The organism is Pseudomonas sp. B22129, assembly GCF_044218875.1.
Lineage (GTDB): Bacteria > Pseudomonadota > Gammaproteobacteria > Pseudomonadales > Pseudomonadaceae > Aquipseudomonas.
The window spans coordinates 1953091-1965216 of the sequence record NZ_CP162592.1 but is presented as its reverse complement, the minus strand read 5'-3'; the positions used below and the strand labels follow the sequence as shown (position 1 = coordinate 1965216).

Annotated in this window: 11 protein-coding genes; 3 read left to right on the top strand and 8 right to left on the bottom strand. The window is 61.4% G+C overall.

The window, feature by feature from the left end; genetic code table 11:
• The first annotated feature begins 73 nt into the window (after nt 1-73).
• The gene (locus tag AB4P94_RS08910; RefSeq protein WP_395610243.1) at nt 74-532 is read left to right on the top strand and encodes an anti-sigma factor domain-containing protein; all 459 of its coding nucleotides are present in this window, start codon (nt 74-76) and stop codon (nt 530-532) included.
• A gap of 166 nt (nt 533-698) precedes the next feature.
• On the top strand, nt 699-1061 hold the full coding sequence (locus AB4P94_RS08905) for a hypothetical protein (RefSeq protein ID WP_395610242.1): 363 nt from the start codon (nt 699-701) through the stop codon (nt 1059-1061).
• Nucleotides 1062-1111: 50 nt separating this feature from the next.
• Here the strand turns inward: AB4P94_RS08905 and fdhA are convergent, their stop codons facing one another.
• The 8 genes from fdhA to AB4P94_RS08865 all read right to left on the bottom strand — a co-directional run bounded on the left by fdhA (nt 1112) and on the right by AB4P94_RS08865 (nt 10946).
• On the bottom strand, nt 1112-2311 hold the full coding sequence (gene fdhA / locus AB4P94_RS08900; RefSeq protein ID WP_395610241.1) for a formaldehyde dehydrogenase, glutathione-independent: 1200 nt from the start codon (nt 2309-2311) through the stop codon (nt 1112-1114).
• 195 nt (nt 2312-2506) lie between these two features.
• Nucleotides 2507-3364, bottom strand: coding sequence for a formyltetrahydrofolate deformylase (purU, locus tag AB4P94_RS08895; protein WP_005792124.1), 858 nt, complete (start codon nt 3362-3364; stop codon nt 2507-2509).
• Between the two features lie 10 nt (nt 3365-3374).
• Entirely contained in the window at nt 3375-4007 is a 633-nt protein-coding gene (locus AB4P94_RS08890) for a sarcosine oxidase subunit gamma (protein WP_395610240.1), read from the bottom strand.
• 115 nt (nt 4008-4122) lie between these two features.
• Nucleotides 4123-7140 (bottom strand): sarcosine oxidase subunit alpha, encoded by a 3018-nt coding sequence (locus AB4P94_RS08885; protein WP_395610239.1) that lies wholly within the window; start codon nt 7138-7140, stop codon nt 4123-4125.
• Nucleotides 7137-7439: a sarcosine oxidase subunit delta gene (locus AB4P94_RS08880; protein WP_010207083.1), complete on the bottom strand. Its 303-nt coding sequence runs from the start codon at nt 7437-7439 to the stop codon at nt 7137-7139. Before AB4P94_RS08880 ends, AB4P94_RS08885 begins: the two co-directional genes overlap by 4 nt.
• Before the next feature lie 15 nt (nt 7440-7454).
• A complete protein-coding gene (locus tag AB4P94_RS08875; RefSeq protein ID WP_010207084.1) occupies nt 7455-8705 on the bottom strand; it encodes a sarcosine oxidase subunit beta in 1251 nt (416 codons plus the stop codon).
• Between the two features lie 22 nt (nt 8706-8727).
• Nucleotides 8728-9981 carry a serine hydroxymethyltransferase gene (glyA, locus tag AB4P94_RS08870; RefSeq protein ID WP_395610238.1) on the bottom strand — a complete coding sequence of 418 codons (1254 nt, stop codon included), beginning with the start codon at nt 9979-9981 and terminating at the stop codon, nt 8728-8730.
• A gap of 236 nt (nt 9982-10217) precedes the next feature.
• Complete coding sequence (locus AB4P94_RS08865) at nt 10218-10946, bottom strand: TraX family protein (RefSeq protein ID WP_395610237.1); 729 nt, start codon at nt 10944-10946, stop codon at nt 10218-10220.
• Between the two features lie 90 nt (nt 10947-11036).
• Between AB4P94_RS08865 and AB4P94_RS08860 the strand changes: the two genes are divergently transcribed.
• Nucleotides 11037-12077, top strand: coding sequence for a threonine aldolase family protein (locus AB4P94_RS08860; RefSeq protein WP_395610236.1), 1041 nt, complete (start codon nt 11037-11039; stop codon nt 12075-12077).
• Nucleotides 12078-12126: the final 49 nt, after the last annotated feature.

Sequence of the window (12126 nt, the reverse complement as noted above, 5' to 3'; positions counted from 1 at the left end):
GCGATGGGTTCAGGAACCCATCGCCCGTGGCAGGGTCAATGAACTGACTACAAAATTTGTCAGGAAGAGACTTATGACTGCGATCCAACCCCAAGTGATTGATCAAAAACCTTCATTCTGGAGCGGCCCTCGCCTGTTCATCGGCGCTTGCCTGGTGGTAGCCGCCGGTGTCGGCGGTGCGCTGTATACGCAAGACACCGTAAAATCCGCCGCCACGCTGGTGACCACTGAACAGCAGCCGGCCGCGCAAATCATGGCCCACAAGGATTATCTTGAAGTGCAGCCAATCGCCACCACGGCTGCAGCACCAGACCAGAGCCTCGAACTGTGGGCAGTCCCCAAAGACGGTACCCCCGTATCCCTTGGCCTGCTGCCGGAAGACGGCAAAGGCATTATCGGGCTCAACCCGCGCCAACAGGAATCCATCAGCAAGCCGGTAGAGTTAATGGTGAGTTCGGAAACCAAGGGCGGTTCGGTGAGCCGCCAGCCGACGGGGCCGACGGTGTATCAGGGCGCGTTGGCCAATCGCTGATCCCACCACGCTATAAACCTTCCAAGGCAACACCAGTGGCAAAAAGGGCGGCGCCATGTCGCCCTTTCTCATGCCTGAAGCACCCGACTCCACGGAACCCAAGCGTCGTTACAGCCCACCCAAGGTTGCCTCAATCAGGCCAACCTACTCAGGAGCTGTAACCACCATGATCGGATTGATCCCCAACGTTATTGCTGTATTCAGCGCAATCAACGGCCAGCAGACACGCGCACCCGTTGATATCGACCAATGCCCTGCCCCTCGCGACATTCAATCAAAACCCTACACAGACCCCGACCTGCCCTCGCCGTACGGTGAGGGCTATCAATACACCGCCACCGCCAACGGCAAAACATGGACCGGGCAAACGGCGGCGACCCGCGACGATTACCTGGCCTCGGAGTACGAGCTCAAGGCGCAGGAAATCAACGAGCACGCTGGCAAAATTCACTGTGATTACGGCGGTAAGCGCTTGATAAAAAATGGTGAGGTGGCCGATCCCTATCTGCGGCTGACGGCACTTAAATAACCCATAAAAAATGGCGACCTCCAGGGTCGCCATTTTTTTAGCCCAACGCGTCAGGCTGCACTGAACATTTTGTGCGGATCAATCACAAACTTCTTCGGCACACCCGCATCGAACTCGCCATAACCACGCGGCGCGTCATCCAGGCTGATCACCTGTACGCCCACGATCTCGGCAATGTTGATACGGTCCCACATGATCGCCTGCATCAGCGCGCGGTTGTACTTCATCACCGGCGTTTGGCCGGTGTGGAAGCTATGGGATTTAGCCCAGCCGAGCCCAAAGCGAATGCTCAGGCTGCCCATTTTTGCGGCGGCGTCCACAGCGCCCGGGTCTTCGGTGACGTACAGGCCCGGAATACCGATCTTGCCTGCCACACGCACCACGCCCATCAGCGAGTTGAGCACGGTGGCCGGGGCTTCGGCTTTCACGCCTTCATGGCCATGGCCACGGGCTTCGAAGCCTACCGCGTCGACGGCGCAGTCCACTTCCGGCTCGCCCAGCAAGGCGGCGATCTGTTCGTGCAGCGGGGTGTCCTTGGACAGGTCGGCAATTTCAAAACCCTGGGCCTTGGCGTGGGCCAGGCGCACCGGGTTGACGTCGCCGATGATTACCACCGCCGCACCCAGCAGGCGGGCGGAAGCGGCAGCAGCCAGGCCAACCGGGCCGGCACCGGCGATGTAGACGGTGCTGCCTGGGCCAACTCCGGCAGTCACAGCGCCGTGGTAGCCAGTCGGCAGGATATCGGAGAGGCAGGTCAGGTCGCGGATTTTCTCCATGGCCTTGTCGCGGTCCGGCAGTTTCAACAGGTTGAAGTCGGCATACGGCACCAGTACGTATTCAGCCTGGCCACCGGTCCAGTCGCCCATGTCGACGTAGCCGTAGGCGCCACCGGCACGGGCCGGGTTGACGGTCAGGCAAACGCCGGTGTGTTGCTCTTTGCACGAGCGGCAACGGCCGCAGGCCACGTTGAACGGCACAGACACCAGGTCGCCGATTTTCAGGTTCTCGACGTCGCTGCCTTTCTCGATCACTTCGCCAGTGATTTCGTGACCGAGTACCAGGCCGGTCTGGGCAGTGGTACGGCCACGCACCATGTGTTGGTCCGAGCCGCAGATGTTGGTGGAAACCACGCGCAGGATGACGCCGTGCTCAATCTTCCTGCCACGGGGGTCCTGCATTTTGGGATAGTCGATTTTCTGTACTTCGACCTTGCCGTTGCCGAGATACACGACACCACGATTACCAGACATGCTTTCACCTCGCTGTTGTTTTTATGGAACCGCGTTGCCCAGGCAGGCAGCGCGTTTAAGTGCTCGGGTTACAGATGCTGTTTTTGCGTTGTTAGTGAGGGCCTCTTCGCGAGCAAGCCCGCTCCCACATTCGACTGGGTTCCAACCTTGGAATGCGGTCGAATGTGGGAGCGGGCTTGCTCGCGAAGGCGTCCATCAGAGCACCACAGTTCTATTGGCGTTGAGAAACACCCGCCGCTCAATGTGATATCCCACCGCCCGGGCCAACGTCAGGCCTTCGATATCGCGCCCCTTGGCAATCAAATCCTCGGGATAGTGGCTGTGGTCCACCACCTCCACGCCCTGGGCGATGATCGGGCCTTCGTCCAAATCGTTGTTGATGTAATGCGCCGTGGCGCCTACCAGCTTCACGCCCTTGTTGTAGGCCTGGTGATACGGCTTGGCGCCCTTGAACCCCGGCAACAACGAGTGGTGAATGTTGATGGCCTTGCCATCCAGCTTGCGGCACAGCTCCGGCGACAGCACTTGCATGTAGCGCGCAAGGATCACCAGCTCGGCGCCGGTGTCTTCCACCACTTGCCACACCTGACGCTCCTGGGACGGTTTGTCGTTGGGGTCGAGGGGGAAATGGTAGTAGGGAATCTGGTGCCAGTCGGCCAACGGTTTCAAATCGGGGTGGTTGGAGACCACCGCGACCACGTCCATCGACAGTTGGCCGATGCGCTGGCGATACAGCAGGTCGTTGAGGCAATGATCGGCCTTGGAGACCATGATCACCACTTTAGGCCGGTAGTTTGGCGCCGTCAGCTCGAAGATCATGCCGAACGCTTCACCGCGTGTGGCCAGGCCATCGCGGAACGCCTGTTCGTCAAACCCGTCGGGCTGGCGGAATTCCACGCGGATAAAGAACCGGCCCGAAAGCCGGTCATCGAACGAGTGGTGCTCCGTCACGTAGCAGCCCTGCTCGAACAGGTAGCGGGTGACCGCGTCCACCGTGCCGAGCACGCTGGGGCAGTCGGCAGTCAAAATCCATGTATCGGGTGCGCGGCTCATGGCTCACTCCTCAGGCTTGAACACTCAGGCCGAATTCGGCAGACGCATCCTGCAGCCACAGCCACCAGTAATCCGAGAAGCTGCGGCGAATCAGCAGTTCCCAGGTGTCTTCGGCTGTGTGGCGGATCACCAGTTGCGACTTGGCGAACACCGTGCCCACCGCCTTGCCCACCGGGAAGTTGTTGGGGTGCACGTCGTAGCTGGTGGACTTCATCAGCACATCGCGCACGTTCGGGCCGCTGAGTTCGAGGATCTGCTGGCCGCCGCTGACGTTGACGATCTGGATATGCAAATCACCCAGGGCGGCACGCAGGTTTTGCTCGGCGGCGAATTCTTCACCGCTTGGCACGATCAGCAACCATTCATCGGGGCCGAGCCATTGCAGGCTGGTTTCGCCTTTGATGATCACTTGCAGGGCGCTTGGCAGTTCGATGCCGAGGGCCTTGTGCACGCCCGCAGCGAAGGCCGCGTCATGGCCATCGCCACGGAGGGTCAGGTGGCCGAGGAGTTTCTTTTCGCGCACGGTCACGCCGGCGTTTTTGCGGCCCTTGCCGACCAGGCTGGCGAGGTCGGCATGGTGCAGCGACGACTCGGCCTTGGCGCCGGTGGTGGGGCGTTGTTGGTAAACGTTGGCTGCTGTCATAAAGCACCTGTTCTGAATTCTGTGGTGTCTGTTCGGGCCTCATCGCGGGCAAGCCCGGCTCCCACAGGGGAACGCATTCCAACTGTGGGAGCTGGCTTGCCTGCGATGCGGTTTGTCAGATGTTCTGGCGATCACCTTTCGGGTCAAAGAACACCGAAGACACAATCTCCGCCTCGATCACACTGCCATCCGCCTGGGGTGAAAACACCCGCTCGCCCATGCGTTTCAAGCCGCCCTTCACCACCGCCATCGCGAACGAATAGCCGAGGGAGTTGTGGGCATAGCTTGAGGTGACATGACCGACCATCTTCATCGGAATCGCCTGCTTCGGATCGAGCACCAACTGCGCGCCTTCCGGCAGCCATACGTTTGGATCAATCGGCTTCAAGCCCACCAACTGCTTGCGCTCTTCACGCACACAGTCTTCACGGTTCATGCCACGCCAGCCGATCCACGAGAACGGTTTGGTGCGGCCAACGCACCAGCCCATGTTCAGGTCGTCCGGGGTCATCGAGCCGTCGGTGTCCTGGCCGACGATGATGAAGCCCTTCTCGGCCCGCAGTACGTGCATGGTTTCGGTACCGTACGGGGTCAGGTTGTACTTTTTGCCAGCCTCGACGATTTTCTCCAGCACGCCCATCGCATAGTCGGCCTGCACGTTGACTTCGTACGACAGCTCGCCGGTGAACGAGATCCGGAACACGCGAGCCGGTACGCCGCCCACCAAACCTTCTTTCCAGGTCATGAACGGGAAGCCGTCCTTGTCCAGGTCGATGTCGGTGACTTCCGCCAGCAGCTTGCGGCTGTTGGGGCCGGACAGGGTCATGGTGGCCCAGTGGTCGGTGACCGAGGTGAAGTACACCTTCAAGTCTGGCCATTCGGTCTGTTGATAGATTTCCAGCCACTGCAGTACGCGAGCCGCGCCGCCGGTGGTGGTAGTCATCAGGAAGTGGTTGTCGGCGAGGCAGGCGGTCACGCCGTCGTCGAAGACCATGCCGTCTTCCTTGCACATCAGGCCGTAGCGCGCCTTGCCCACGTCGAGCTTGGTCCAGGCGTTGGAGTAGATGCGGTTAAGGAACTCACGCGCATCCGGGCCCTGGATGTCGATCTTGCCGAGGGTCGAGGCATCCAGCAGGCCCACGCTGTCGCGCACGGCCAGGCATTCGCGTTTCACGGCGGCGTGCAGGTCTTCACCGTTGCGCGGGAAATACCACGGGCGTTTCCACTGGCCGACGTCTTCAAACTCGGCGCCGTTTTTCACGTGCCAGGCTTGCAGGGCGGTGTAGCGCACCGGTTCGAAGATGTGCCCACAGTGACGACCGGCTACGGCGCCGAACGTGACCGGCGTGTAGTTCGGGCGGAACATGGTGGTGCCCATCTGCGGGATGGTCACGTTCAGGGAGCGAGCCGCGATGGCCAGGCCGTTGACGTTGCCCAGCTTGCCCTGGTCGGTGCCGAAGCCCAGCGCGGTGTAGCGTTTGACGTGCTCGACCGACTCGAAACCTTCGCGGGTCGCCAGTTCGATGGCGGCGGCGGTCACGTCGTTTTGCAGGTCGACGAATTGCTTAGGCGCCCGTGCGGTTGGCTTGTCGTGCGGCACTTGGTAGATCGCCAGTGTCGGCTCTTCCAAGCGGCTCAAGGCTTTTGGCAGGGTGCCTTCGACTGGCGCAAAACCGGCTTCACTGGCCGCGCGCACGCCGCCTTCAAAACCGTCGGCCAGGGAATCGCCGAGGCCATAGACGCCGTTGATGCCACCCACGCACACGCGTTTTTGCGGGGCTTCGCCCGGTACGAAACCAAGGATGTCTTCACGCCAGGTCGGCTTGCCACCCAGGTGCGAAGCCAAGTGAACCACCGGGCTGTAACCGCCGGAGCTGGCCACCAGGTCGCACTCCAGCCACTCGCCTGGGCTGGTGACTTTGTGTGCTTTCACATCAATCGCGGCCACGCGGGCGGCGGTGACGTGCTTGCTGCCACGGGCCTCGATCACGGCGCTACCGGTGAGGATACGAATGCCTTTGGCGCGCGCTTCTTCCACCAGGGCGCCGCGTGGGTTGTGGCGCACATCAGCCACGGCCACCACTTGCAGGCCAGCGTCGAGCCAGTCCAGCGCAACGCGGTAGGCGTGGTCGTTGTTGGTCGACAGCACCAGTTTCTTGCCTGGCGCCACGCCATAGCGGCGTACGTAAGTTGAAACAGCACCGGCGAGCATGTTGCCCGGCACGTCGTTGTTGCCGTACACCAGCGGGCGCTCGCACGCACCGGTCGCCAGTACCACGCGTTTGGCGCGCACACGGTGGATACGCTGGCGCACCACACCAATCGGCGCACGGTCACCGAGGTGGTCGGTGAGGCGTTCGTGGATGGTCAGGAAGTTATGGTCGTGGTAGCCGTTGACGGTGGCGCGGGGCAGCAGCACCACGTCGTGCAAAGCTTTCAATTCAGCGATTACGCTGGCAACCCACTCAGTGGCCGGCTTGCCGTCGAGGCTTTCGCGCGAATCCAGCAGCGAACCGCCGAACTCTTCCTGCTCGTCGGCGATGATCACCCGAGCGCCGCTGCGCGCAGCCGCCAGCGCCGCCGACAAGCCGGCAGGGCCTGCGCCAACGATCAGCACGTCGCAATGACGGTTGAAGTTGTCGTAAGTGTCCGGGTCGTTCTCGGTCGGCGAGCGACCCAGGCCTGCGGCCTTGCGGATGTACTTCTCGTAGGTCATCCAGAACGATTGCGGGTACATGAAGGTTTTGTAGTAGAAACCCGGCGGCATCAGCTTGCCGCCGACCTTGCCGAGAATGCCCATCACGTCGTTGTTGACGTTCGGCCAGCCGTTGGTGCTGGTGGCGACCAGGCCCTGGTACAACGCCTGTTGCGTGGCGCGCACGTTGGGAATCTGGGTGGCTTCGGTGGCGCCGATCTGCAGCACCGCGTTCGGCTCTTCGGCGCCGGCGGCAAAGATGCCGCGAGGGCGCGAATACTTGAAGCTGCGGCCGATGATGTCGACGCCGTTGGCCAGCAAGGCAGCGGCCAGCGTGTCACCTTCAAAGCCCTTGTAGCTCTGGCCGTTGAAAGTAAACGTGAGGACTTTATTACGGTCGATTCGGCCACCGTTGGACAGGCGATTGATCTGGCTCATACCTTCTCTCCAGAGGCCTTGGCGGTGAATTGCGGCTTCTCGCCGATCTTGTAGGTTTCAAGAATTTCGTAGGTCAACGTGTCGCGCGTGGCGTTGAAGTACTGGCGGCAACCGGCAGCGTGAATCCACAGCTCGTGGTGCAGGCCACGGGGGTTATCGCGAAAGAACATGTAGTCGCCCCACTCTTCATCGGTGCAGGCATTCGGGTCCAGCGGGCGCGGGATGTGCGCTTGGCCGGACGCGTGGAATTCCTCTTCGGAGCGCAGTTCGCCACAGTGAGGACAGAAGATATGCAACATAGGGAATTTCTCCTGTTAGTGGGCGACGGCCGCAGCGCCGTGTTCGTCGATCAACGCACCGTTGTGGAAACGGTCGATGGAAAATGGCGCGGCCAGCGGGTGCATTTCACCCTTGGCGAGGCTCGCGGCAAACACGTTGCCTGAGCCTGGGGTGGCCTTGAAGCCACCGGTGCCCCAACCGCAGTTGAAGAACATGTTCGGCACCGGCGTCTTGGAGATGATCGGGCAGGCGTCCGGCGTGGTGTCGACGATGCCGCCCCACTGGCGGTTCATACGCACGCGGGACAGCACCGGGAACATCTCGACGATGGCCTGGATGGTGTGTTCGATCACCGGGTAGGAACCACGCTGGCCGTAGCCGTTGTAGCCGTCGATACCGGCGCCGATCACCAGGTCGCCCTTGTCGGACTGGCTGATGTAACCGTGCACGGCGTTGGACATGATCACGCTGTCGATAATCGGCTTGATCGGCTCCGACACCAACGCTTGCAGCGGGTGGGATTCGATCGGCAGGCGAAAGCCCGCCAGCGAGGCCATGTGCCCGGAGTTACCGGCCGTGACCACACCGACGCGCTTGGCACCGATGAAGCCCTTGTTGGTTTCCACACCGATGCACACGCCGTTTTCCTTGCGAAAGCCGATCACTTCGGTCTGCTGGATCAGGTCCACGCCGAGTGCGTCAGCCGCACGGGCAAAGCCCCAGGCCACGGCATCGTGACGGGCCACGCCGCCGCGACGTTGCACAGTGGCGCCGAGTACCGGGTAGCGGGTGTTTTTCGAGCAGTCGAGGTACGGGATCTCGTCGGCCACTTGTTTGGCGTTGAGCAGTTCGCCGTCCACGCCGTTGAGGCGGTTGGCACTCACACGGCGCTCGGAATCGCGGATGTCTTGCAGGGTGTGGCACAGGTTGTACACGCCACGCTGGGAGAACATCACGTTGTAGTTCAGGTCCTGGGACAGGCCTTCCCACAGTTTCATCGCGTGTTCGTATAGGTGCGCCGACTCGTCCCACAGGTAGTTGGAACGCACGATGGTGGTGTTGCGCGCGGTGTTACCGCCGCCCAGCCAGCCTTTCTCGACCACGGCCACGTTGGTGATGCCGTGTTCCTTGGCCAGGTAGTAAGCGGTCGCCAGACCATGCCCGCCGCCGCCGACGATGACCACGTCGTAGACCTTTTTAGGCGTGGGCGTGCGCCACATTTTCTGCCAGTTTTCGTGGTGGCTGAGTGAGTGCTTGAAGAGGCCGAAGCCCGAGTAGCGTTGCATAGTCATTACTCCAAAACCGCGCTCAGCGATAAACCGGGAAATCAGCGCACAGGGCAGACACGTGCTTGGCAACATTGGCCTCGACATCGGCGTCGCCGAGGTTGTCGAGGATGTCGCAGATCCAGCCAGCCAGTTCGATGCACTGCGGCACTTTGAAACCACGCGTGGTCACCGCCGGGGTGCCGATGCGCAGGCCCGAGGTCACGAATGGCGACTGCGGGTCATTCGGCACAGCGTTCTTGTTCACGGTGATATGGGCACGGCCGAGGGCGGCGTCTGCATCTTTACCGGTGAGGCCCTGACGGATCAGGCTGACCAGGAACAGGTGGTTATCGGTGCCACCGGACACCACGTCGTAGCCGCGCTTGATAAACACGTCAGCCATGGCCTGGGCGTTGTCGATGACTTGCTGTTGATAGGCTTTGAAACCTGGCTCCAGCGCTTCCTTGAAGCACACGGCCTTGCCGGCGATGACGTGCATCAGCGGGCCGCCCTGGGCGCCGGGGAACACGGCCGCGTTGAGTTTCTTTTCAATGGCTTCGTTGGCCTTGGCCAGGATCAAGCCGCCCCGTGGACCGCGCAGGGTCTTGTGGGTGGTGGTGGTGACCACGTCGGCGTACGGCAGCGGGTTCGGGTACAGGCCAGCGGCAACCAGGCCGGCGACGTGGGCCATGTCGACGAACAGCAGTGCGCCAACCTTGTCGGCGATCTGGCGAAAGCGCGGGAAATCCAGGGTCTTGGAGTAGGCAGAGAAACCGGCCACGATCATTTTCGGCTGGCACTCAACGGCCAGGCGCTCGACTTCGTCGTAGTCGATCAGGCCGGTGTCGGTGTTGATGCCGTATTGCACCGCGTTGTACAGCTTGCCCGAGGACGACACCTTGGCGCCGTGGGTCAGGTGGCCGCCGTGGGCCAGGCTCATGCCCAGGATGGTGTCGCCGGCGTTGATCAGGGCCAGGTACACGGCGCTGTTGGCGGACGAACCGGAATGCGGCTGCACGTTAGCGTAGTCGGCACCGAACAGCTGCTTGGCGCGCTCGATGGCCAGGGCTTCAACCTTGTCCACGTGCTCGCAGCCACCGTAGTAGCGCTTGCCCGGGTAGCCTTCGGCGTATTTGTTGGTGAGGCCGCTGCCTTGGGCTTCCATCACACGTTTGCTGGTGTAGTTCTCCGACGCGATCAGCTCGATATGATCTTCCTGACGCTGCTCTTCGGCATTCATGGCCGCGAGCAGTGCGTCGTCATATCCCTGGATCTGGTCTTGTTTGCTGAACATCGCGTCTCTCCCAGCCTTTCGTATTGTTGAGGCCCTCGCAGGGCCCTTTGATGCGATGGTAGGGCTGGTGCAGACAGGTCAAATGCCTACGCACGCCACGCAAAGGTGCGTTTACGACATTGCCGAAATATTGTGCGCAGGCCCTTGTGGGAGCTGGCTTGCCTGCGATGGCATCGCCTCGGTGCAACTGACACACCGAGGTGCCTGCATCGCAGGCAAGCCAGCTCCCACAAGGGTTAGGCGATGAATTGGCGGACGAGTAGCAGCAGCAGGAAATGCAGGGGATAAAGTGTGTAAGCCCAGCGACGCATGGCCGGTGGCGAGGCGTTTTTGGCATGTCGCAACAAGACCAATCCGCCCAACGGCGCGATCAGGCATGCGGCCAACCCCATTAACGCGACGGGCGTGCCGCTATTGAGCAGAATCTGCCATTGATTAGCTGCAACGCAAACCACCCCCGGCAACACGCTGAAATACCACGGCCGGCGAAACACCAGCAGCATCGCCAACGGCAGCAATACGCCGAAAAACCCGAACATCAAGTGCGAGGAAAACACAGCGGCGATTGCGAGAGCAATCAGCGCCAAACCTCGATCAAAAAGCGCCTTCTGCTGCCATCCTCGGGCAACCAGCAACCCCAGCGCCAGGGTCGGTAGCACGTTAAACGTATCGGCATCGTCGATAAACATCCGGTACGGCACTTCACTGATCACGCTGAACAGCAGCAACCATCCCAGATAGCGCCACTGACCGGTCACGGGTGCATTTCGCGCGCGATGCACATTCGCCGCAATCGCCAGGCAAAACCACGGGAACGCCAGGCGCCCCGGCACATACAGGCCGTCCAGGCTCAGCCCGACATAGCGCAAGTGGTCGAGCACCATGCACAACAGCGCCAGCCACTTGAGCAAATCCAAAGCGCCATCGCGGACACGTCCCACAGGCATCGTTTCAGTACCGTGCATAATTCCCCAGTGACTTTGCATTTACAGTGCGTGCGCACCCCCAACGATCTTGGTTACAGTGCGCACCAACATCGACCACAGGAATGGGCCATGACCGACAAGAGCCAACAATTTGCCAGCGACAACTATTCCGGCATCTGCCCGGAAGCCTGGGCCGCCATGGAACAAGCCAACCAGGGCCATCAGCGTGCCTATGGCGATGATGAATGGACCCACCGCGCCGCCGACGGTTTCCGCAACCTGTTCGAAACCGACTGCGAAGTGTTCTTCGCGTTCAACGGCACCGCCGCCAACTCGCTGGCGCTGTCGTCCTTGTGCCAGAGCTACCATAGCGTGATTTGCTCGGAAACCGCCCACGTTGAAACCGACGAATGCGGCGCGCCGGAGTTTTTCTCCAACGGCTCGAAGCTGCTCACCGCGCGCACCGAAAACGGCAAGCTGACCCCGGAATCGATCCGCGAGATCGCGCTCAAGCGTCAGGATATTCACTACCCGAAACCGCGCGTGGTCACCCTGACCCAGGCCACGGAAGTCGGCAGCGTGTACACCCCGGATGAAATCCGCGCCATCAGCGTGACCTGCAAGGAACTGGGCCTGAACCTGCACATGGACGGCGCGCGCTTCTCCAACGCCTGTGCATTCCTCGGCTGCTCGCCCGCCGACCTGACCTGGAAAGCGGGTGTAGACGTGCTGTGTTTTGGCGGCACAAAAAACGGCATGGCGGTGGGTGAGGCAATCTTGTTCTTCAACCACAAGCTGGCCGAAGACTTCGATTACCGCTGCAAACAGGCGGGCCAACTGGCCTCGAAAATGCGCTTCCTCTCAGCCCCTTGGGTGGGCTTGCTGGAAAACGACGCCTGGCTCAAGCACGCACGCCACGCCAACCGTTGCGCGCAGTTGCTGAGCAGCCTGGTGGCGGACATTCCCGGCGTGGAATTGATGTTCCCGGTGCAGGCCAACGGCGTGTTCCTGCAACTCTCGGAAGCGGCCATCGAGGCACTGACGGCCAAGGGCTGGCGCTTCTACACCTTCATCGGCAAAGGCGGCGCGCGGTTTATGTGTGCGTGGGATACCGAGGAAGAGCGCGTTAGGGAATTGGCGGCGGACATTCGGGAAGTGATGGGCGCCTGACAGCCACCCACTGATGTACACGGACAAAATGTGGGAGCGGGCTTGCTCG

What these genes read in the sequence shown, in the direction of transcription:
- AB4P94_RS08910 (WP_395610243.1), top strand. Translation starts at nt 74, where the DNA reads ATGACTGCGATCCAACCCCAAGTGATTGATCAAAAACCTTCATTCTGG.
- AB4P94_RS08905 (WP_395610242.1), top strand. Translation starts at nt 699, where the DNA reads ATGATCGGATTGATCCCCAACGTTATTGCTGTATTCAGCGCAATCAAC.
- fdhA (WP_395610241.1), bottom strand. Translation starts at nt 2,311, where the DNA reads ATGTCTGGTAATCGTGGTGTCGTGTATCTCGGCAACGGCAAGGTCGAA.
- purU (WP_005792124.1), bottom strand. Translation starts at nt 3,364, where the DNA reads ATGAGCCGCGCACCCGATACATGGATTTTGACTGCCGACTGCCCCAGC.
- AB4P94_RS08890 (WP_395610240.1), bottom strand. Translation starts at nt 4,007, where the DNA reads ATGACAGCAGCCAACGTTTACCAACAACGCCCCACCACCGGCGCCAAG.
- AB4P94_RS08885 (WP_395610239.1), bottom strand. Translation starts at nt 7,140, where the DNA reads ATGAGCCAGATCAATCGCCTGTCCAACGGTGGCCGAATCGACCGTAAT.
- AB4P94_RS08880 (WP_010207083.1), bottom strand. Translation starts at nt 7,439, where the DNA reads ATGTTGCATATCTTCTGTCCTCACTGTGGCGAACTGCGCTCCGAAGAG.
- AB4P94_RS08875 (WP_010207084.1), bottom strand. Translation starts at nt 8,705, where the DNA reads ATGCAACGCTACTCGGGCTTCGGCCTCTTCAAGCACTCACTCAGCCAC.
- glyA (WP_395610238.1), bottom strand. Translation starts at nt 9,981, where the DNA reads ATGTTCAGCAAACAAGACCAGATCCAGGGATATGACGACGCACTGCTC.
- AB4P94_RS08865 (WP_395610237.1), bottom strand. Translation starts at nt 10,946, where the DNA reads ATGCACGGTACTGAAACGATGCCTGTGGGACGTGTCCGCGATGGCGCT.
- AB4P94_RS08860 (WP_395610236.1), top strand. Translation starts at nt 11,037, where the DNA reads ATGACCGACAAGAGCCAACAATTTGCCAGCGACAACTATTCCGGCATC.